This window comes from Bacillus sp. 0209A, assembly GCF_036765095.1.
Lineage (GTDB): Bacteria > Bacillota > Bacilli > Bacillales > Bacillaceae > Bacillus > Bacillus subtilis_G.
In genome coordinates this window covers 1-21,517 of sequence record NZ_JBAIZV010000007.1, presented here as the reverse complement: position 1 = coordinate 21,517, position 21,517 = coordinate 1, and the positions used below count along the sequence as shown (strand labels likewise).

Here is a 21,517-nt window from a genome sequence, read left to right as displayed (position 1 = left end):
ACGTTTTGGAAAGAGGGGATTCTCTCATGTATAAATGGCTGATCATTGGCGGTGGCATCCAAGGCTCAACCTTGGCTGTGCATCTGGTGAAAAGCGGAAAGGCAACAATTGAGGATCTTGCCATCATTGATCCTCATGAACGGCCTCTTGAATGCTGGAAACGAAACACAGCCCGCATTCAGATGAAATATTTGCGCTCTCCTTCGGTTCATCACGTAGACACAGAGCCGTTCAGCCTGCAAATGTATGCGGATAAAAGCCAATGGCCGGAAGTGTTTTTCGGTAGATATAAGAGGCCCTCGCTGTCGCTCTTCAATGAGCACTGCGAGACTGTGCTGGACGAGTTACATATTGATCGAGCGTGGAAAACAGGCATGGTGACAAATTTGAGAAGGAAAAATGGGTTATGGGAAGCGGAGACAGATGCCGCTGGAACACTCACGGGGGAACGAGTGGTTTTAGCCATGAGTTTTTCTCATCAGCCTTCTTGGCCGGAGTGGGCAAAACCATTTCAGAATGACGGCATTTATCATGTGTTTGACAGAGACGTGTATGATGTTAGGGATGAAAGTGTGCAAATCGCAATTGTGGGTGGAGGGATAACGGCGGCTCATTACGCCATAAAACTCGCGGATGACGGGCATGATGTCACGATGCTAGTGAGGCATCCGTTCCGAATCTATGACTTTGACAGTGATCCGGGCTGGCTTGGTCCGAAATATATGAAAGCATTCAGTAAAACGTCAGACTATCAAAAGAGAAGGCAATGGATCACAAGCGCGAGACATCGCGGCTCTTTTCCAAAGGACATTTCAAGAACGCTTGCTGTCTATAGGGAAGAGGGCAGAGTAAAAGTTATTCAGGATGACATTGATTCTTGCCAAAAAACAGTTGACGGTAAGATACAGATACACGGTAAGAACAGCGAATCGCTATACGAATATGAGCGTATCGCACTGGCAACAGGTTTTACTTCGGACATCAGCCGGTTCGAGTGGGTACAGAGAGCGGCGGAAGCGGAGCAATTGCCGTATGCAGGCTGCGGTTTTCCGATTGTCGGCCAGGATTTGCAATGGGGAAAAGGATTATACGTAATGGGAGCCTTGGCTGAATTAGAAATCGGGCCGACAGCGAGAAATATTTCCGGAGCGCGAAAAGCTGCTTACACCATTGCACATACGGCGAAGCATACAATTTAAATCGTAATCATTCTATTTTATAAGGAGGACATTACCATGAAAAAAATTCCGGTTACCGTACTGAGCGGTTATCTTGGAGCGGGAAAAACAACATTGCTGAACAGCATTTTGCAAAATCGCGAAGGCTTAAAAATAGCAGTCATCGTCAACGATATGAGCGAGGTGAACATTGACGCGGGTTTGGTTAAGCAGGAAGGAGGCCTTTCCAGAACAGATGAAAAGCTTGTGGAAATGTCAAACGGCTGTATTTGCTGTACGCTTCGCGAAGATTTATTAATTGAAGTCGAGAAGCTGGCGAAGGAAGGGCGGTTTGATTATATCGTCATCGAATCAACGGGAATCAGCGAACCGATTCCGGTGGCCCAGACTTTTTCTTATATCGATGAAGAGATGGGAATCGACCTTACAAAATTCTGTCAGCTGGATACGATGGTGACAGTGGTTGATGCCAACCGTTTTTGGCATGATTACCAGTCAGGCGATAGCCTGCTGGACCGCAAAGAAGCATTGGGAGAAGGGGATGAAAGAGAAATTGCCGACCTCTTGATCGACCAAGTCGAGTTTTGTGATGTTCTGATCTTAAATAAATGTGATTTGGTCAGCGAGCAAGAGCTCGAGCAGCTTGAAAAAGTTCTTCGCACACTGCAGCCTAGGGCAAAATTCATTCGATCCGTCAAAGGAAATGTAAAACCGCAGGAGATTTTGCATACAGGATTATTTAACTTTGAGGAAGCGAGCGGATCGGCCGGCTGGATTCAAGAGCTGACTGCGGGTCATGCGGAACATACCCCGGAAACAGAAGAGTACGGCATCTCTTCATTTGTGTATAAGAGACGTTTACCGTTTCATTCCACACGGTTTTATCGCTGGATGGATCAAATGCCAAAGAACGTGGTTCGCGCCAAAGGAATCGTCTGGTGTGCATCTCATAACAACCTTGCTTTGCTGATGTCGCAAGCCGGGCCGTCCGTTACGATTGAGCCTGTATCCTATTGGGTGGCGGCGCTGCCTAAGCTGGAACAGGAGCAAGTCAAACAGCAGGAACCGGAAATTCTGGAGGACTGGGATCCGGAATTCGGTGACCGACTGACACAGCTAGTGTTGATCGGAACAGATTTGGATGAAGAAGAGATTACGAAAGAGCTTGATCAATGCCTGTTGACTGAATATGAATTTGATTCAGATTGGTCGCTGTTTGAGGACCCGTTCAAGTGGAAGCTGAATCAATAGAAACAGCGTGTTGGCAACCCCCGCATTCGTTGTCAAGCCTGCGCGCCGGTGCTCACATTAAAAAAGATCAGCGTCTAAATGCTGGAGCGTCCTGCTCAAACGCCGCTGTCACCGACTTCAAGGGTCTGAAAAGAAAACAAAATCCTAAAACGAAAACCGTTTTAGGATTTTGTCAATAATCTGAAAGCCGTCTCCTGCGGAGCGGCTTTTTTTAATGAAACGTTTGTTTAAACATAATGAGCGTATTTCTTCTCAAGGATATTTTGAAAAGCTGCCGCTGCTGAGCAGATGGCCCAATAGATGAGAGCGGTCAGAATATACATGGTCATGTAATCAAACTCTCTGCCGCCGATGATTTTCGCATGCTGGAGCAATTCCGGCACTGTGATCATCGCAGCGAGAGAGGACGCTTTGATTAAGTCAAGCAATACATTGGCAAGCGGAGGCAGCGCAATACGGATCGATTGCGGCAAAATAATGCCCCTCATCGTCTGCCAATAGGAAAGGCCGAGCGAGGATGCGGCTTCCCACTGTCCTTTTTCAACGGATGAAATGGCTGAACGGTTAATTTCCGCAATGTAGGCGGCGCTGTTAAGGCTAAAGCCGATTAAAGCGGCCGTAACAGCGGAAAATTCAATGCCGATATAAGGAAATCCAAAATAAAGGATAAACAAGATGACCAAGATCGGAACGCCTCGCATAAAGGAGATATAGAGCTTCGCCGGCCATCTTAACAAGCCAAGTGTAGACATTCTGGCGAGTGATATGAACAGGCCGATCGCCGTTCCCGCAAACATGCTCACAAAAGAGATGAGCAGCGTGTATCCAATGCCTTGTATGACATAAGGAAACGATTCAATCGCCAGCTTCGTGTTGAAAATATATTCCCACTGAATACTATTTATCATGGCGTCCGATTACAAATCAACGTCCTGAACGTCGACATCCAGTTTCTTTGATACATCTGCTTTATTGAAGAATTGTTTCGAGAGCTTAGTCAAAGTGCCATCTTTGCTCATCTCTTTCAGTGTTTCGTTCATCTTTTTCTGAAGTGCCGCATTGCTTTTTTTCATGACAAGCGCCTGTTGATTCGGCATGTACTTGATGTCCGGGTGGATCGTAATGTTGAGATCCGGGAATGCTGCGAGCGCAAGTGTCTGCAGGTAATAGTCGTTTAAAATGACATCAGTGCGTCCGTTGGCAACATCTTTTAAATACTGCTCGTTGGTCGCATTATCATATATCACTTCTTTGGCGCCGTATTTTCTCGCTACATCCATGTAGACAGTTGTAGCCGCGCCAGCCGCTTTCTTCCCTTTTAAATCCTTAAGGGTTTTAATCCCTGATAAATCGTCTTTTCGGACAATTGCTGTGCCATATGAATATTTATATGGAGTGGAAAACGCAAACTTCTTCTCTCGGTCTTTCGTTACGTCGATGTCATTTGCGGCTGCGTCAACCTGGCCGCTGTTGACAGCTGTCAGCATCCCGTCAATGCCCATCTCCTTAAATTCAACCTTCAGTTCCAAGCGTTTTGCCGCTTCGCGAACAACTTCAACCTCGTAGCCCGTCAGCTTATCGGAACCAGAATCGGTTTCGTGATAAGAAGTGGGATAAAGCGTACCGGATGTAGCGACAACGATCTTCCCTTTGTCTTTAATCTGATCCCAGCCTGTATCCTTGGAATCGGCTTCATTTTTGCCGGAACAAGCTGCCAATATAAGAAAGAAAGCCATTGTGAAACTGAATATAACGGCTTTTGATTGCATGAATGATTTCACCTTTGTTTCCCCCAATCTGTTAATCAACTAAAAAGATAGCATTGAACATAGAGGGTTGCAATATGTTGATGACGTTTTCAAAAAGTTCGAATTGTGTATACAAAAGCGTTTTGGCGTTTAAATGCGGTGATGAAAGGAAGGGGGATAAAAAAGGAGTTGTTCAAGGATGAATGCATTGACATACCAAGGGAAAGAGCATGTTGAGCTGATCTCAGGCCATTATACGTATCCGCACCGATGTGCCGGGCATCCGTCATTCATCTGCTGCCACTGCTGTATGACATGGGGAAGAAGTATGAAATCGGTCTCCCGGATAAAGTTAAATCTTGCTGATGCTCCTAAGGCATATGTTATAGTCGACAAGAAAGAAGATGGAACATCAAAGTCATATTGAAGACATAATGGGGAGTCAAATTGAATATTTACAAACCAGCAGGATTCTGGATCAGACTGGAGCTTCATTGCTGGATTATATGATTGTCTCGGTGCCTCTTTTGCTGATCTATTGGCTGATTACAGGAAAAGACCCGAACGACAGCATGTTCATCAGCTTGATTGTTCTGCTGTACTCTATTTTGCTGCCTGTGTTTTGGAACGGCTACCTTATCGGAAAAAGAATCTGCGGTATCAGAATCGTAAAAAAAGACGGATCACAAGTCAGCCTTCTAACGATGTTTTTGCGGATTATTGTTGCCGGCCTGGTTTACACCTTAACCTTCGGACTCGGCTTGATCGCCAGCCTGATTCTGATCGGCGTGCGAGAAGACAAACGGACACTGCATGATTTAATCTCGGGAACGTATGTCACTTACGCGGCACCGGGTGAAGAAGAACTTTATACTGGACGAACAGATCGGAAAGAGCGAATAATGGTTCGCTCTTTTTATTTTGGATGCATAAAAAATGCAATGCAGCAAAACATATGAAAAATAGGATTGGAGGAATAAATTGGATGAAACGAATGAAAAACAACATCATCACAATGTTCATCGCTGTGGCTGTCATTTCTTTGTCCGGTACAGCTGAAGCGGCTGAAAAACAGCAGCAGCCACCCGCAAATGTCAAACTGACAGAACAGGAAAAGAAAGAAATTGAACAGCTCGAAGCAGACATACTCAAAAAGCGCAAAGACGTTATTTCAAAGTACGTACAATACGGTGTCCTGCCTAAAGAAAGAGGAGAACACATCAAAAATCACATGGACAAACACTTTGAAATGATGAAACAAAACGGCTTTGTTCCAAAGGCTCACCCCCATCCGCATAAATTTGAAAAAAGACATTAAGACGGTAAGCATCCAATGGGAATTGGATGCTTTTTTATTGTAAAAAAGCTGCTAGTAATCAATAGGTGTAATTGTAGAAAGTAGTATCGTACTTATCAGTTATATCGTATAATGCGATATAAAGGGGTGTATATGATGGAAATGGATTTCATAGCTAAACTAAATCAGCAGTGGACAGATATTTATTATTTATTACATTACAAACATAAAGAAAATATTTCTCACCAAGCAATACGTCTTATGCAGCATATTGAAAAGCAAGGCGAATCAACAATAGGTGCTTTGGCTGAATACTTGTCTGTCTCTCATAATACAGCGTCAGAGCATACTAAACGTTTAATTCAAAAGGGATTTGTAGCTAAACGGCGAAGTCACCAAGATGAACGAAAGGTTTTAGTTTTCTTAACACAAGAAGGAAGGTCTGTTCTTGAACAGCATACACAGCTAGATAAAGAGAAGTTAAAAGAAATCATTGAACGAATGAGCACATCAGAAAAGGAATTACTTGAACAGGCCTTTGAACTTTTAAGTAAGGAAGCTAAACAATGGCAGTTTTAAGCAAAGTAATCATCTCAGCGTTGATTATCGGTTTTGTTACTGAAATATCAAAAAGACATCCGACCTATGGAGGGATTATTGCCGCTTTACCCTTGGTCAGTTTATTAAGTCTTTTTTGGATGCAAGTACAGGGGGGAAAAACAGCTCAATTAAGTCAATTTGCATCGGGTGTGCTTACTGGAATCCCTGCTACAGTTTGTTTACTCGCTATTTTGGCGATTTTGCTGAAAATACATGTGCCGTTCTGGTTAGCGTTATGCGTTGGAATACTAGGATGGGTTGTGTTTTTATGGATACAGAAGATTTTTCTCAATATATTATGTAACTGAGTGATAGAAAGGAGATGCCATGTTTTTAAAAAAGGTTACTCTTCTTCGAGATAAGATTTCGGACTTTGACAGATTTCCTTTTTCTATCCCGGCTATAAGTCAATTAAATGAAGTTTTATTTACTAGCCAAGTGACTTTTTTTGTGGGGGAAAATGGATCTGGTAAATCTACTTTGCTTGAAGCGATAGCGGATAAGTGTGAATTCAATACAGCGGGAGGAAGCCGAAATAATCTCTATGAATTACAGGAGTCAGACTCTCTTTTAGGAGATCACATACGCTTATCTTGGCTTCCAAAGGTAACAAATGGCTTCTTTTTAAGAGCTGAATCGTTTTATCATCTTTCTCTTCATCTTGATGAGATGGAAAAAGATGCTCCGCAGCCATACCGTTCTTATGGAGGGCGGCCGCTGCACAAGCAATCACATGGAGAGTCTTTTATGTCTCTATTCCGTCATCGTTTTAAAGAAAAATCGATTTATCTTTTAGATGAGCCGGAAGCGGCACTTTCTCCGGCTAGGCAGCTCGCTTTTTTGAGAGTTGTATATGATTTGGTGAAGGGTGGAAATGTACAGATGATCATTGCGACTCACTCTCCGATCCTGTTGGGATATCCCAATGCTAATATTTTAAGCTTTGATGGTGGAAGAATACATCATACAGAGTATGAGAATACAGAACATGTTCAATTAACACGATATTTTCTTGGACAAAGAGAAAAAATATTGGCTGAGCTGTTCCGCGATTAACATCGAGTTGATATGAAACGCGTTTCATAACCTATGATAGGTTTATCAAATAGTTCAGGAGTGATAAACACTATGATCCACCAGCATCCAGAATCTTTTCCGAAACATTTTTTGTGGGGCTCTGCTTCTGCAGCGTACCAGATTGAAGGCGCTTGGAACGAAGAAGGCAAAGGCCCTTCTGTTTGGGACGTGTTTACAAAAATACCGGGCAAAACGTTTAAAGGAACCAACGGCGATATTGCGGTTGACCATTATCACCGTTATAAAGAAGATGTCGCTCTGATGGCTGAGATGGGCTTAAAAGCGTATCGATTTTCCGTCAGCTGGCCGCGGATTTTTCCAAAAGGAAAAGGGGAGATCAATGAAGCGGGCCTAGCGTTTTATGATCATTTGATTGATGAATTGCTTTCTCATAACATCGAGCCGGTTCTGACTTTATATCACTGGGATTTGCCTCAGGCGCTTATGGACGAGTATGGCGGTTTTGAATCAAGAAACATCATAGAGGACTTTAATAACTACTGTATTACTCTTTATAAGCACTATAGAGACAGAGTGAAATACTGGGTTACGTTAAACGAACAGAACTACAATTTTAATCACGGCTTTATTACAGCCATGCATCCGCCTGGAGTGAAAGACAGAAAACGTTTTTACGAAGCAAACCACATTGCGTTTCTGGCAAATGCGAAAGCCATTGAATCTTTTAGGGAATATGTTCCTGAAGGCAAAATTGGTCCGAGCTTTGCTTATTCGCCAGCTTATCCTCTATCAAGCCATCCAGAGGATATACTGGCATTTGAAAATGCTGAAGAATTTATGAACAATTGGTGGCTGGATATGTACAGCTGGGGAACCTACCCGCAAATTCCTTTCCGTTATTTAGAAAAACAGGGCTGGGCACCAACAATCGAAGCGGGAGATATGGAGCTGCTTGCGAAAGGGACGCCTGATTTTATAGGTGTCAATTATTATCAGACCATCACCTATGAACGAAATCCGCTTGATGGTGTGTCTGAAGGGAAAATGAATACAACAGGCCAAAAGGGGACCAATCAGGAAACAGGGATACCCGGGGTATTCAAAACGAAAAAAAATCCGCACCTGACAACGAGCAACTGGGATTGGACAATTGACCCAATTGGATTGCGTACCGGCCTTCGCCGCATTACAAGCCGTTATCAGCTTCCAGTGTTTATCACAGAAAACGGTTTAGGTGAGTTTGATAAGGTTGAAGACGGTACTGTGCTGGATGATTATCGAATCGATTATTTGCGTTCGCATCTTGAGCAATGCAGACAAGCCATCAGCGACGGTGTCGATGTGATCGGCTATTGCAGCTGGTCATTTACTGATCTGTTAAGCTGGCTGAACGGCTACCAAAAAAGATACGGATTCGTTTATGTCAATCGCGATGAAGAACATACACATGATTTAAAACGCTTGAAGAAAAAAAGCTTTTATTGGTACCAGAATTTGATTAAGACGAATGGAGAAAGTTTATAAAGAGTCCCTGAGAGTCATTCTCTCAGGGCTTTTTCATTACACAGAAACAGCATCAATAATATAAGTGTCGGCATGAAAATCTGACCTCTCAGCCGGTACAGTCCAGCATGTCAATTGATAGTCTCCTTTAGGAAGATCAAAGGACAGCCTTTTAGACATAATACTTTCAATTTGAATTCCGTTCTCTGTGACATGAAAGGGAACAGTCACTTTTTTTTCGTAGGAGTCTACAGTTTCTGAACTGTTAAGACGCAAAAGAATAAAGGCCTTTGCATTTCTCTGCGCTTCAAAGGAAATGGCTCCGTCCGCCGAAGCATATCCTTTTTCAATGGCTTCGTCAGTCCAATCCATTACAGGAGGTGCAGAATCCTTTTGAAATACAGTAAATTGATGATATGAAATCGACAGTTCTTGCGGCTTCCATGACTTGATCAATGTGCTGTTCCTCCTCTTTTAACATATTTACTGAATTGCGAATAAAACCTTTGTGCCGTCGGGATAATCGGTAAGCTGATGCCCAACCCAAGAGCCTGCACCGCGGTTGTCAGCGGGGGAAATATATTCTACAGAAGCCCCCTCACCGCCTTCTTTGCACATGGCCATTGGCCATTCATCTCTGTCATACCCCGTTTTAGGAGGTACGTCTTTTAATGATTGCTCGCGGCGTTCTTCAGCTCCGTCTCTGTCGATGGTGCACACATCTGAGTGCCCCTCATTTATCGCATCCTTAATATGTTTGGCCGTTTCGGGATAACGGTCAGAAGGGAGGGCGATTGTTTCGTCATATTCTTTCGTTTGAGACGTTTTTTGATCAGTTGGGAAAAAGTCCCCCTTTATCAGGCCGACAGCTGCAGCTGCTATGACGACGATGACGAGAAGTAAAGTTTTTATGATGTCCATCGTGATGTTCACCTCCCGCTTTTAGCAACTTTAAAACTGACCCAAGAGTAATCCAGAAAGCGTTTGGTGTAAAGGTTGAAAAATTTTGTTTTACACTTATTTTATTGCTGAAATTGTAATTTTAGCAGGTCGAAATATTTGTTTTTAGTAATATGCTGTTTCTAATTTACAATAATGATACTGAGTCATCGGCCGTTTTCAGGTTGATCAATCATTTTAAATTGGCTTATGATACCGGTAAGCTCCTCAGCTAATTGGGATAGCGTTTCAGAAGCGGCAGTAATCTCTTCCATTGCAGCAAATTGCTCTTCTGTTAGTGCAGCCGCCTGCCGGGTATTTTCTGTAGATTCTTTTATGTCGACCGTATTGGCTGCAAAGGAATCGTTTATGCTATGCGCACTGGCTGAAATGTTTGATACCGATGCTGATAAATCACTAATCTCGGCGCTGATTTCACCTGTTGCGGCTCCAATTTCCTTAAATGCATCTCTGGTGCGCTGAATCATAGTGACACCTTCTGCAGCCTCTGTTTTCACATGCTCAACAGATCTAGCAGATAGGTTCATATCATTTTGTATTTCTGTAACCAGTTTTGAAATCTGTCCCGCAGATTGTTGAGATTCTTCCGCTAATTTACGTACTTCATCGGCAACAACTGCAAAGCCTTTGCCATGTTCACCGGCTCTGGCAGCTTCAATCGCTGCATTTAGCGCAAGGAGGTTTGTCTGATCGGCAATTTGGGTGATGACGGATAAAATGTGTTCAATTTGTTTAGAGCGGCCGTCCAGCTGCTGTATGATTTCTCCGCTTTTCTGAATCGAATGGTGAATCGCATCCATTTGTGCCTGTACATTTAGAATTTCCTTTTGCCCAATGTCGGCTTTTGTTTGCGCAAGCTGTCCTTTGTCAGCGATTGCAGCCGTATTTGAAGAAATATCCCGGATGTCTGCTGAAGCTTGTTTTAGTGAGCTTTCACTGTTTTCAATTCGGTTGATCTGATGCTGAGCCCCGTTTGCAATGTGCTGTACAGCCTCTGTGATCTTTTCTGAAGCTTGATTTGTTTCCTCTGCTCCGGCTGAGAGCTGCTGAGAGGCGGATGCAAGCTGAAGGGCTGATTGCTGCACAGTCTGGATGGTATCGTTCAGTTTCATTCTCATCTTATTGTAATAGACGCTGAGTTCTGATAGCTCGTCACCGGATCGGTCTGACACCTCTATTGTCATATCTCCGTTTCCGGCGCTTTCAAAGGCGAATTTTAAAGTGTTCAGCCGCTTATTGATCCTTCTGGTGAAAAGCAGGACAAGGATGACTGATACAATAATGACGATAACAAGAACGATAACGAATTGAGTGAAGAGTGATTGCGTAAGTGATGCTAAAATGCTTTGATTGGCTCCTGTATACAGCATGCCGATGATATTCCCGTTTTGATCTTTTAAAGGCATGTATGCCGTCTGATAAGAAGAGCCTGCTACGTCTGCTTGTCCGTAGAATCGTTTTCCATTCTTTAAAACAGCGTCAGTAACTTCATTAGAAGCCTGAGTGCCAACAGCTCTTTCGCCGTTCTTCATGACATTGGTTGCAACACGAGTATTTCCTTGGAAAATAGTAACGGTATCACCTGTTTTTTCGCCAAGCAGATCAACGATATCTTCATTTCCGTTGATTAGTGTTTGCCCTTTATAAAGCTCATTGTTTTTTACATGCCAGTCCCCTGAAATGATATCATCAATATAAACGCTGCTTAAAGCGAGATCGCCTTTCGCTTTTTCAGTCGCCATTTGTTTCATGCTGTCTGTAATGTCCTTAAGCATTACAGTACCGACTGATATCGAAAACAAAAGAATAATCACGAAAACGAGACAGAGAATTTTAGTTCCGAGCTTAAGCTTTAGTTGTTTTATCAACATAATTCCTCCTTTTTATGATTTGTGGGTCATATTACTTATCGGGTTTTTGGATCTATAGGTTTATTTTTAGAAAATATAAAAACCGGCCTGATCGCCAGGCCGGTTGTGTAACACTATTCTAGGTTTGCGTGGTAAGTGAACATGGTTTCAGAATTGAGTCCTTTTTTCTCCATGAGTTTTAAAATCACTGCATCATAGAATAGCAGTAAAGTTTGCTCAAATAATGAACCCATTGGCTGAATGGTTTTATCGCTTCCGTTTGACCGGTCTTTAGGAGAACCGGGCATTTTAACGATGAGATCCGCTTGTTTGCCAATGCTTGATTCCGGATTGATGGTTAAAGCGGCAACAGCCCCGTGTAAGCTTTTTGCTTTTGCTGCTGTATGGATCAGGCTCTTTGTCTCGCCTGATCCTGAACCGATAATGACGAGATCTCCTTTGCGAAGCGGGGGAGTGAGAATCTCACCGACGATATGAGCGTTGAAGCCCATGTGCCTCAATCTCATTGCGAAGGATTTTGCCATCAGGCCAGACCGCCCCGCTCCCGCAGTGAAAATTTGATTGGAAGAGAGAATGTGATCGGCAAGCTGATCTGCTTCTTCATCAGAAATATAAGCCGCTGAACGGTGTAACTCGTTAAGAATTTCCGTTACGTATTCAGTCGTTTTCATATCATTATCCTTGGGCAATAAGCTGCTTCATTTTTGAAGCTGTTTCCGCTTTATCGGCTGCGCTTGTAATTCCGCCCCCAACAATGACAAGGTCAGGCTTTTGTTTGACCACTTCTGGCAATGTATCAATTTTGATGCCGCCCGCAATTGCGGTTTTTGCGTTTTTAACGGTATTTTTGATAGTCGTTAATTCTTCGAAAGAGTTTTTGCCCTCTGCTTGAAGATCATATCCAGTGTGGACGCAGATGTAGTCAACACCGAGTGCGTCAATTTCTTTCGCACGGGATTCAATATCTTTTACGTTAATCATGTCCACTAAGATTTTCTTCTTCTGTTTTTTAGCTTCTTCTACTGCTCCTTTAATTGTTGCATCGTCTGTAGCCCCTAAAACGGTGATGATGTCAGCGCCTGCTTCCGACGCTTTCATGATCTCGTATCCGCCGGCATCCATGATTTTTAGGTCTGCTAGAACCTTCAATTGCGGAAATGCCTCTTTTACTTCTTTAACGGCTCTGAGGCCTTCATTAATGACAACCGGTGTTCCGATCTCTACCACGTCGATGTATTGTTCCACTTCTTTGACGAGCTCGATGGCTTCCGGGATATTTACGAGGTCTAATGCTAGCTGTAATTCCATTGTTGATCCACTCCCTTTTCGAATTATTTTTCATTCTATAGGTTCTCTCTTTTGATGAGAAGTAGGCACTTTAAAGTCAACTAGTTACTTGGAGGATACTATGAGAAGAGGCAATCAGATTACTTTCGCTTGGTTTTATGAGTGAGTATAATAAAAAGGAGTCTGCAAAAAAGTAAGTAAGTGATGATACGTATCTAACATATAAAAAGTATGCTAAGGGGGGATTACTTTTGAGCCGGATGGACGACAAAAAGTTTAACTGTGAGAAGGAATTAACGCTTGCAGTGATCGGCGGTAAATGGAAAATGCTCATTTTGTGGCATTTAGGAAAAGAAGGTACAAAACGGTTCAATGAATTAAAAGCTTTGATTCCTGATATTACACAGAAGATCCTCGTGAATCAGCTGAGAGAGCTTGAGCAGGATATGATTGTTCACAGAGAAGTGTATCCGGTTGTCCCGCCGAAGGTTGAATATTCCTTGACCCCGCAAGGAGAAAGCCTGATGCCTATTCTTGATGCGATGTATGAGTGGGGGAAAGGTTATATGGAATTGATTGATATCGATAAAAATGTCATTAAGGAATCATTGTAAGGCGCTCTTCGCAGGGGTGTCTTTTTTTTTTGCCTGTTTTTCGGTTTTTGCGCGGTAACAGATGTGATGTAAATAATTGTAAATGACTTTCGGCAAAATAAAGAAATTGAAAGGAGCAATACGTTTTAAGAATTTTTATTTTTCTGTAAATAATGTTAAGTGGAAATTGTTGCGGCATCACGCAAAAATATCCCAGTAAATAAACTGGAATCTTTCGGTATCCCGCATGAAACTTTTCACCTATTTTTCGGTGATAAAAACATTTTTTTCATTTAAAGTGAACGGTAGCAATGTAAAAAAATATTGAAAACAATGAATAAATAGCCAAAAATGTTTCGGGTTAGGATGAAGGGTTTTGCGGTCTTTATCCGCTTGTGTTAAACACTGCAAAGATGATTGATGGCAGCCGTTTTGATAGCGGCAATCTGTTTTTTGTTTGGATGCACTGCTTTTTAAGCGTAGTACTTTGGGCTTTTTCGGCTGTTAGTTCATAAGAATTAAACGCTTATATGGTTAAGAAAGGGAAATACGCTGCACATGTTCACTGCTTATTGAAGATTAGGGGAGGTATGACAATATGGAAATAACTTTTTACCCTTTAACGGATGCGCAAAAACGAATTTGGTATACAGAAAAATTTTATCCTCATACAAGTATTTCAAATCTTGCGGGGATTGGTAAGCTGGTTTCAACTGAAAAGGTTGACTGGGTGCTGGTTGAGCAGGCGATTCAAGAGTTTATCCGCAGAAATCACGCCATGCGCCTTCGTTTGCGGCTCGATGAAAATGGGGAGCCTGTTCAATATATAAGCGAGTATCGGCCTGTTGATATAAAACATACTGACACCACTGGAGATTCGAATGCGATAGAGTTTATTTCACAATGGAGCCGGGAGGAAACAAAAAAGCCTTTGCCGCTGTACGAGTGTGACTTATTCCGTTTTTCCACCTTCACCATCAAGGAAAATGAAGTGTGGTTTTACGTAAATGTTCATCATGTGATTTCTGATGGGATTTCTATGAATATTCTTGGAAATGCGATTATGCGCATTTATTTAGAATTAGCGGGCCGCTCAGAAACAAACGAAGGAATCTCGCATTCATTTATCGATCATGTTTTATCTGAACAGGATTATGCTCAATCAAAGCGGTTTGAAAAGGACAAGGCGTTTTGGAACAAGCAATTTGAAACGGTGCCTGAACTTGTTTCTCTAAAAGGGAATGCTTCCGGTGGAGGGAGTTTAGATGCTGAGAGGTTCTCTAAGGATGTGCCTGAAGCGCTTCATCAGCAGATCCTATCGTTTTGTGAGGCAAACAAGGTCAGTGTTCTTTCAGTGTTTCAATCGGTGCTTGCCGCCTATTTGTACAGAGTCAGCGGCCAGAATGATGTCGTGACGGGAACCTTTATGGGCAACCGGACAAATGCGAAAGAGAAGCAGATGCTTGGCATGTTTGTTTCCACAGTTCCGCTCCGGACAAACATTGACGGCGGGCAGGCGTTCTTAGACTTTGTCAAAGACCGGATGAAGGATCTCATGAAAACACTTCGTCACCAAAAGTACCCGTATAACCTCCTGATCAACGATTTGCGTGAAACAAAGAGCTCTCTGACCAAGCTGTTTACGGTTTCTCTTGAATATCAGGTGATGCAGTGGCAGAAAGAAGAAGAACTTGCCTTTTTGACTGAACCGATTTTCAGCGGAAGCGGATTAAATGATGTTTCGATTCATGTAAAGGATCGATGGGATACTGGGAAGCTTACCATTGATTTTGATTACCGCACTGATTTGTTTTCACGTGAAGAAATCAACATTGTTTGTGAACGCATGATTACGATGCTCGAGAATGCGTTATCGCATCCAGATCATACAATTGATGAATTAACGCTGATTTCTGAAGCGGAAAAAGAGAAGCTCTTTGCGAGGGCCGGCGGTGAACCTGTCAGCTATCGCAAGGGCATGACGATTCCAGAGCTGTTCCAAGAACAGGCTGAACTGCTTTCTGATCACCCGGCTGTTGTTTTTGAAGATCGAACATTGTCCTATCGAACGTTACATGAACAATCTGCACGCATCGCCAATGTGCTGAAACAGAAAGGGGTTGGCCCGGACAGACCTGTCGCGGTTCTGATTGAACGCTCTGAACGGATGATTACGTCTATCATGGGGATTTTAAAGGCCGGCGGAGCCTATGTGCCAATTGATCCCGGATTTCCGGCGGAACGCGTGCAATATATTTTGGAGGACTGCGGGCCGGATGTCATCCTGACTGAATCGGGGATTGCGGCTCCTGCAACTGATGCTGAGCTGATTGATTTTGATCAGGCGATTGCGGAAGGTGCAGACGAAATTCCGGCTGCTGATATAAACGCACGGAACCTTGCCTACATTATTTACACATCGGGAACAACCGGACGTCCGAAAGGCGTTATGATCGAGCATCGCCAGGTCCATCACTTGGTTGAATCTTTGCAGCAGACGATTTACCAAAACGGCAGCCAAACGCTGCGGATGGCATTGCTTGCGCCGTTCCACTTTGATGCGTCAGTGAAGCAGATTTTCGCGTCGCTTCTTTTGGGACAGACTCTTTACATCGTACCGAAGAAAACAGTGACGAACGGGTCTGCGCTTGCCGCGTATTATCGCAGGCACAACATTGAGGCAACGGACGGGACACCGGCCCACCTGCAAATGCTGATAGCGGCGGGCGATCTCAGCGGCCTCAAACTGAAGCATATGCTGATCGGAGGAGAGGGCCTATCGTCTGTTGTTGCGGACAAGCTGCTAAAGCTGTTTAAAGAAGCAGGCGCGTCGCCGTGTTTGACCAATGTGTACGGGCCGACTGAAACGTGTGTTGACGCGTCCGTTCATCCGGTTATCCCGGAGAGTGCTGTTCAATCAGCGTATGTGCCGATCGGGAAAGCGCTGGGGAATAACCGCTTATATATTTTAGACCAAAAAGGCCGGCTGCAGCCGGAAGGCGTGGCGGGCGAGCTTTACATCGCTGGCGATGGTGTCGGCCGAGGCTATTTGCATTTGCCTGAATTGACGGCTGAAAAGTTTTTACAAGATCCATTTGTCCCAAGCGATCGCATGTACCGGACCGGAGACGTGGTGCGCTGGCTGCCAGATGGAACAATCGAATACTTAGGAAGAGAGGATGACCAAGTAAAAGTCCGCGGATACCGGATTGAACTTGGGGAAATTGAGGCTGTGATTCAGCAGGCGCCAGACGTTGCGAAAGCCGTTGTTTTGGCACGTCCTGACGAACAGGGAAATCTTGAGGTTTCCGCATATGTTGTGCAGAAGCCTGGCAGCAAATTTGCTCCGGCCAGCCTGCGGGAACATGCGGCCAGACAGCTTCCTGACTATATGGTGCCGGCTTACTTTACTGAAATGACAGAAATCCCGCTCACGCCAAGCGGCAAAGTCGACCGCCGCCAGCTGTTTGCACTAGAGGTGAAGGCGGTCAGCAGCACGGCCTATACGGCGCCGCGCAATGAGACGGAGAACGCAATCGCAGCCATTTGGCAGGACGTGCTGAATGTTGAGAAGGCGGGGATCTTTGACAATTTCTTTGAAACGGGCGGCCATTCATTGAAGGCCATGACGCTTTTAACAAAGATTCATAAGGAAACAGGCGCTGACATTCCGCTTCAATACTTGTTTGAGCATCCGACGATTGCGGCTCTTGCAGAGGAAGCCGAACACAGAGAAAGCCGGACATTTTCAGCGATTAAACCTGCGGAAAAACAGGAGCATTATCCGCTTTCGTTGGCACAGCAGCGAACTTATATCGTCAGCCAGTTTGAGGATGCGGGTGTCGGTTACAACATGCCGGCGGCAGCGATTTTGGAAGGACCTTTAGAGGTTCAAAAGCTGGAGCGCGCATTTCAGGGGTTAATCCGCCGCCACGAGTCTTTGAGGACATCATTTGTTCTTGAAAACAGCACGCCGAGTCAGAAAATTCATGACAGCGTCGATTTCAACATCGAGGTGATTGAAAGAGGCGGCCGATCCGAAGAGGCAATAATGACTTCATTCGTACGGAGATTTGATCTGGCGAAAGCGCCGCTGTTCAGAATCGGCTTGATGGAGCTTGAAGAGAACCGTCATATGCTTCTGTTTGACATGCATCATTTGATTTCTGACGGTGTGTCCATCGGCATTATTTTGGAGGAGTTAGCACGGATATACAAAGGCGAACAGCTTCCTGAACTTCGTCTTCAGTATAAGGACTACGCCGTGTGGCAAAGCGGCCAGGCTGCTGAAGGATACCGGAAGGACGGGGCGTATTGGAAGGAAGTCTTTGCGGGCGAGCTTCCGGTGCTTCAGCTGCTTTCCGATTATCCGAGACCGCCTGTTCAAAGTTTTGAAGGGGATCGGGTGTCAATCAAGCTGGATGCGGGATTAAAGGATCGTTTAAATCGTTTGGCTGAACAAAATGGCGCCACGCTGTATATGGTGATGCTGTCCGCTTACTATACGCTTTTGTCAAAGTATACGGGACAGGATGACATCATTGTCGGAACGCCGTCAGCGGGCAGAAACCACTCTGATACAGAGGGCATTGTCGGGATGTTCGTCAATACGCTCGCGATACGCAGTGAAGTGAAGCAGGACGAGACGTTTACCCATTTGATCACGCGTGTCCGTAAACAGGTGCTGGATGCCTTTTCTCATCAGGACTATCCGTTTGAGTGGCTTGTAGAAGACTTGAACATTCCGCGTGATGTAAGCAGACATCCGCTGTTTGACACGATGTTCAGCCTTCAAAATGCGACAGAGGGCATTCCGTCTGTCGGCGATCTGGCCTTGTCTGTTCATGAGACCAACTTCAAGATTGCCAAATTTGATTTGACGGTACAGGCGAGAGAAACGGATGAAGGCATTGAGCTTGATTTGGACTACAGCACGAAGCTGTTTAAACAAAGCACGGCTGAAAGGCTGCTCAACCATTTTGCGCGTGTGCTTGAAGATGCCGCGGCTGAGCCTGAGAAACAGATATCTGAATACAAGCTTCTTTCTGAAGAGGAGGCTGCTTCGCAAATTCAGCAGTTTAACCCGGGAAGAACACTTTATCCGAAAGACAAAACGATTGTTCAGCTGTTTGAAGAGCAAGCAGCGAAAACGCCAAACTATCCTGCACTTCAATATGAAGGCGAATCACTCACTTATCGTGAGCTGAATGAACGGGCCAATCGTTTAGCCCGCGGAATTCTTTCTTGTGGAGCGGGAGAAGGAAGAACAGCGGCTGTCTTATGCGAGCGGTCAATGGACATGATTGTGTCGATTCTCGCGGTTTTAAAAGCTGGCTCGGCTTATGTTCCGATTGATCCGGAACATCCGGTTCAGCGGATGCAGCATTTCTTCCGCGACAGCGGAGCGAAGGTGCTTCTCACCCAGAAAAAATTAAAGGCTTTAGCAGAAGAAGCCGAATTTGGCGGCGTTATCGTACTTGCAGATGAGGAAGAAAGCTATCATGCTGATGCGCAAAATCTCGCACTGCCTCTTCAGTCAACGGCAATGGCCAACCTGACGTATACGTCAGGAACGACAGGGACACCAAAGGGAAATATCGTGACACATGCCAATATTCTGCGCACGGTGAAGGAAACGAATTATCTCAGTATTACAGAACAGGATACGATTCTCGGGCTTTCCAATTACGTGTTTGACGCGTTTATGTTTGATATGTTCGGTTCTTTGTTAAACGGAGCCAAGCTTGTGCTGATACCGAAAGAAACCGTTCTGGATATGGCTCGCCTGTCTCGTGTCATTGAGCGGGAGAACATCAGCATTCTCATGATTACAACGGCTTTGTTCCACCTGCTTGTCGACATGAATCCGGCGTGCTTGTCAACGCTGCGCAAGATTATGTTTGGCGGGGAGCGGGCTTCGGTTGAGCATGTAAGAAAGGCTTTGCAAACGGTTGGAAAAGGCAAGCTCCTTCACATGTACGGACCGTCTGAAAGCACGGTTTTCGCGACATATCATCCGGTTAATGAATTGGAGGAGCACACGCTGTCTGTACCGATTGGAAAACCGGTCAGCAATACGGAAGTATACATCCTTGACCGGGCGGGACACGCGCAGCCTGCCGGGATCGCCGGGGAGCTTTGCGTCAGCGGCGAAGGCCTCGTGAAAGGCTATTACAACCGTCCCGAACTGACTGAGGAGAAGTTCGTTCCACATCCGTTTACATCCGGCGAACGCATGTATAAAACAGGTGACCTTGCCAGATGGCTGCCGAATGGCGACATCGAATTTATCGGGCGGATCGACCATCAGGTGAAAATTCGCGGACAGCGCATCGAGCTTGGGGAAATCGAACATCAGCTGCAAACCCACGATCGCGTGCAGGAGACTGTCGTGCTTGCTGTTGATCAAGGAGCGGGAGACAAGCTGCTCTGCGCGTATTTTGTCGCAGAGGGAGAAATCTCATCTCAAGAGCTGAGAGAGCATGCGGCGAAGGATCTGCCGGCTTACATGGTTCCTGCGGTGTTTATTCAAATGGACGAGCTGCCGCTGACCGGAAACGGAAAAATCGACCGGAGAGCGCTGTCGCTTCCTGATGCCAGCGTCTCAAGAGGTGTGTCATATGTAGCGCCTCGAAATGAAACGGAACAAAAAGTCGCAAACATTTGGGAGCAGGTGCTTCAGGCTGAAAAGGTCGGCGTTTATGACCAATTCTTTGATATCGGCGGACATTCATTAGCAGGCATGAAGATGCTTGCCCTGGTTCATCAGGAACTGGGTGTTGAGCTGTCACTCAAAGATCTCTTCCAGTCACCGACGGTTGAGGGCTTAGCACAGGTGATTGTCTCTTCTGAAAAAGGGGCGGCCATCAGCATCAGCCCGGCAAAGAAACAAGATACGTATCCTGTTTCTTCACCGCAAAAACGGATGTACGTGCTCCAACAGCTTGAAGGAGCGCAAACGAGCTATAACATGCCTGCGGTTCTGCGCCTTGCAGGTGAGCTTGATGTTGAAAGGCTTAACAGCGTCATGCAGCAGTTGATGCAGCGTCATGAAGCCTTTAGAACCACGTTTGAAATAAAAAATGGAGAAACGGTGCAGCGGATCTGGGAAGAAGCTGAATGTGAGATGGCCTATTTCGAAGCCGCAGAAGAAGAGACAGAGCGGATCGTTTCTGAATTTATCAAGCCTTTCCAAATCGATCGGCTTCCGCTGTTCAGAATGGGGCTGATCAAGCTTTCCGAAACTGAGCATCTGCTGCTGTTTGATATGCACCATATTATTTCAGACGGAGCGTCTGTAGGCGTGCTGATTGAGGAGCTTTCGAAGCTGTACGACGGAGAAACCCTTGAGCCGCTCAGCATTCAATATAAGGATTATGCCGTGTGGCAGCAGCAGTTCATTCAGTCCGAGCTTTACAAGAAGCAAGAGGATCATTGGCTGAAGGAGCTGAACGGAGAGCTGCCAGTGCTGACGCTTCCGACTGACTGCAGCAGGCCTGCCGTTCAAACATTTGAGGGAGACCGCATTGCATTTTCATTAGAAGCAGGAAAAGCTGATGCTCTGCGCAGACTTGCAAAAGAAACGGATTCCACGCTGTACATGGTGCTTCTGGCTTCATACAGTGCGTTTTTATCGAAGCTAAGCGGTCAGCACGATATTATCGTCGGTTCACCTGTAGCCGGGCGCTCTCAAACAGACGTCAGCCGCGTTATCGGAATGTTCGTCAATACATTGGCGCTGCGTACGTATCCGAAGGGTGAAAAGACGTTTGCTGACTATCTCAGTGAAGTGAAAGAAACCGCGCTCAATGCTTTTGATGCGCAGGATTACCCGCTTGAGGACCTGATCGGAAACTTGCAGGTTCAGCGTGACACGAGCAGAAATCCGCTATTCGACGCCGTATTTTCAATGCAAAATGCGAACATCAAGGATCTGACGATGAAAGGGATTCAGCTTGAGCCTCATCCGTTTGAACGGAAAACGGCCAAGTTTGATATCACGCTGACGGCTGATGAAACGGACGGAGGGCTTACGTTCGTATTTGAATACAATACAGCGTTGTTTAAGCCGGAAACAATCGAACGATGGAAGCGATACTGGATGCAGCTTCTAGACGCGGTCACCGACAACCCGAACCAGCCGCTTTCCAGCCTGTCACTCGTCACCGAAACAGAAAAACAAACGCTTCTC

17 protein-coding genes and 1 pseudogene are annotated in these 21,517 nt (G+C 45.1%); 11 read left to right on the top strand and 7 right to left on the bottom strand.

The annotated features are described in order from the left end of the window. Positions 1–26 precede the first annotated feature (26 nt). Together V6D44_RS19120 and zinU are read left to right on the top strand one after the other, a co-directional pair. A complete protein-coding gene (locus V6D44_RS19120; RefSeq protein WP_333516808.1) occupies positions 27–1,199 on the top strand; it encodes an NAD(P)-binding domain-containing protein in 1,173 nt (390 codons plus the stop codon). A 36-nt stretch (positions 1,200–1,235) separates the two neighbouring features. Then, a complete protein-coding gene (gene zinU / locus V6D44_RS19115; RefSeq protein WP_202328831.1) occupies positions 1,236–2,429 on the top strand; it encodes a zinc metallochaperone ZinU in 1,194 nt (397 codons plus the stop codon). A 227-nt stretch (positions 2,430–2,656) separates the two neighbouring features. On the opposite strand, the gene V6D44_RS19110 is transcribed toward zinU, so the two are convergent. Both V6D44_RS19110 and V6D44_RS19105 read right to left on the bottom strand, forming a co-directional pair. Continuing rightward, positions 2,657–3,337 (bottom strand): amino acid ABC transporter permease, encoded by a 681-nt coding sequence (locus V6D44_RS19110; protein ID WP_087993160.1) that lies wholly within the window; start codon positions 3,335–3,337, stop codon positions 2,657–2,659. A gap of 9 nt (positions 3,338–3,346) precedes the next feature. Continuing rightward, entirely contained in the window at positions 3,347–4,210 is an 864-nt protein-coding gene (locus V6D44_RS19105) for a transporter substrate-binding domain-containing protein (RefSeq protein WP_087993161.1), read from the bottom strand. A gap of 166 nt (positions 4,211–4,376) precedes the next feature. Here V6D44_RS19105 and V6D44_RS19100 point away from each other — a divergent pair, with 166 nt between their 5' ends. From V6D44_RS19100 to bglC, 7 genes and pseudogenes are all read left to right on the top strand, one after another. Next, positions 4,377–4,604 carry a hypothetical protein gene (locus tag V6D44_RS19100; RefSeq protein ID WP_087993162.1) on the top strand — a complete coding sequence of 76 codons (228 nt, stop codon included), beginning with the start codon at positions 4,377–4,379 and terminating at the stop codon, positions 4,602–4,604. 20 nt (positions 4,605–4,624) lie between these two features. Further along, a pseudogene (locus tag V6D44_RS19095) lies at positions 4,625–5,080 on the top strand (RDD family protein). A gap of 82 nt (positions 5,081–5,162) precedes the next feature. Next, positions 5,163–5,495, top strand: a complete 333-nt coding sequence (locus tag V6D44_RS19090; RefSeq protein WP_087993163.1) for a YckD family protein — start codon at positions 5,163–5,165, stop codon at positions 5,493–5,495. A 135-nt stretch (positions 5,496–5,630) separates the two neighbouring features. Next, entirely contained in the window at positions 5,631–6,053 is a 423-nt protein-coding gene (locus V6D44_RS19085; protein ID WP_333516828.1) for a MarR family winged helix-turn-helix transcriptional regulator, read from the top strand. After that, positions 6,041–6,382 carry a DUF3147 family protein gene (locus V6D44_RS19080; RefSeq protein ID WP_333516807.1) on the top strand — a complete coding sequence of 114 codons (342 nt, stop codon included), beginning with the start codon at positions 6,041–6,043 and terminating at the stop codon, positions 6,380–6,382. Before V6D44_RS19085 ends, V6D44_RS19080 begins: the two co-directional genes overlap by 13 nt. A 19-nt stretch (positions 6,383–6,401) precedes the next feature. Next, positions 6,402–7,130, top strand: a complete 729-nt coding sequence (locus V6D44_RS19075; RefSeq protein ID WP_333516806.1) for an AAA family ATPase — start codon at positions 6,402–6,404, stop codon at positions 7,128–7,130. A gap of 72 nt (positions 7,131–7,202) precedes the next feature. Continuing rightward, a complete protein-coding gene (gene bglC / locus V6D44_RS19070; protein WP_087993167.1) occupies positions 7,203–8,636 on the top strand; it encodes a 6-phospho-beta-glucosidase in 1,434 nt (477 codons plus the stop codon). A gap of 36 nt (positions 8,637–8,672) precedes the next feature. On the opposite strand, the gene V6D44_RS19065 is transcribed toward bglC, so the two are convergent. The 5 genes from V6D44_RS19065 to hxlA form a co-directional block, all read right to left on the bottom strand. Next, complete coding sequence (locus V6D44_RS19065) at positions 8,673–9,071, bottom strand: competence protein ComJ (protein ID WP_087993168.1); 399 nt, start codon at positions 9,069–9,071, stop codon at positions 8,673–8,675. Between the two features lie 27 nt (positions 9,072–9,098). Continuing rightward, positions 9,099–9,548, bottom strand: a complete 450-nt coding sequence (gene nucA, locus V6D44_RS19060; RefSeq protein ID WP_141113425.1) for a DNA-entry nuclease — start codon at positions 9,546–9,548, stop codon at positions 9,099–9,101. Between the two features lie 173 nt (positions 9,549–9,721). Beyond that, complete coding sequence (gene tlpC / locus V6D44_RS19055) at positions 9,722–11,446, bottom strand: methyl-accepting chemotaxis protein TlpC (protein WP_333516805.1); 1,725 nt, start codon at positions 11,444–11,446, stop codon at positions 9,722–9,724. Between the two features lie 113 nt (positions 11,447–11,559). Next, complete coding sequence (hxlB, locus tag V6D44_RS19050) at positions 11,560–12,117, bottom strand: 6-phospho-3-hexuloisomerase (RefSeq protein ID WP_087993170.1); 558 nt, start codon at positions 12,115–12,117, stop codon at positions 11,560–11,562. A 4-nt stretch (positions 12,118–12,121) separates the two neighbouring features. Then, positions 12,122–12,754 carry a 3-hexulose-6-phosphate synthase gene (gene hxlA, locus V6D44_RS19045; RefSeq protein WP_087993171.1) on the bottom strand — a complete coding sequence of 211 codons (633 nt, stop codon included), beginning with the start codon at positions 12,752–12,754 and terminating at the stop codon, positions 12,122–12,124. A 230-nt stretch (positions 12,755–12,984) separates the two neighbouring features. Here hxlA and hxlR point away from each other — a divergent pair, with 230 nt between their 5' ends. After that, positions 12,985–13,347, top strand: a complete 363-nt coding sequence (gene hxlR / locus V6D44_RS19040) for a transcriptional activator HxlR (protein WP_087993172.1) — start codon at positions 12,985–12,987, stop codon at positions 13,345–13,347. Between the two features lie 577 nt (positions 13,348–13,924). Next, positions 13,925–21,517: surfactin non-ribosomal peptide synthetase SrfAA (srfAA, locus tag V6D44_RS19035; protein ID WP_333516804.1), on the top strand; the 7,593-nt coding region annotated here is incomplete at its 3' end.

What these genes read in the sequence shown, in the direction of transcription:
- V6D44_RS19100 (WP_087993162.1), top strand. Translation starts at nt 4,377, where the DNA reads ATGAATGCATTGACATACCAAGGGAAAGAGCATGTTGAGCTGATCTCA.
- V6D44_RS19080 (WP_333516807.1), top strand. Translation starts at nt 6,041, where the DNA reads ATGGCAGTTTTAAGCAAAGTAATCATCTCAGCGTTGATTATCGGTTTT.
- hxlA (WP_087993171.1), bottom strand. Translation starts at nt 12,754, where the DNA reads ATGGAATTACAGCTAGCATTAGACCTCGTAAATATCCCGGAAGCCATC.
- V6D44_RS19110 (WP_087993160.1), bottom strand. Translation starts at nt 3,337, where the DNA reads ATGATAAATAGTATTCAGTGGGAATATATTTTCAACACGAAGCTGGCG.
- bglC (WP_087993167.1), top strand. Translation starts at nt 7,203, where the DNA reads ATGATCCACCAGCATCCAGAATCTTTTCCGAAACATTTTTTGTGGGGC.
- V6D44_RS19085 (WP_333516828.1), top strand. Translation starts at nt 5,631, where the DNA reads ATGGAAATGGATTTCATAGCTAAACTAAATCAGCAGTGGACAGATATT.
- V6D44_RS19120 (WP_333516808.1), top strand. Translation starts at nt 27, where the DNA reads ATGTATAAATGGCTGATCATTGGCGGTGGCATCCAAGGCTCAACCTTG.
- V6D44_RS19075 (WP_333516806.1), top strand. Translation starts at nt 6,402, where the DNA reads ATGTTTTTAAAAAAGGTTACTCTTCTTCGAGATAAGATTTCGGACTTT.
- hxlB (WP_087993170.1), bottom strand. Translation starts at nt 12,117, where the DNA reads ATGAAAACGACTGAATACGTAACGGAAATTCTTAACGAGTTACACCGT.
- V6D44_RS19090 (WP_087993163.1), top strand. Translation starts at nt 5,163, where the DNA reads ATGAAACGAATGAAAAACAACATCATCACAATGTTCATCGCTGTGGCT.
- zinU (WP_202328831.1), top strand. Translation starts at nt 1,236, where the DNA reads ATGAAAAAAATTCCGGTTACCGTACTGAGCGGTTATCTTGGAGCGGGA.
- tlpC (WP_333516805.1), bottom strand. Translation starts at nt 11,446, where the DNA reads ATGTTGATAAAACAACTAAAGCTTAAGCTCGGAACTAAAATTCTCTGT.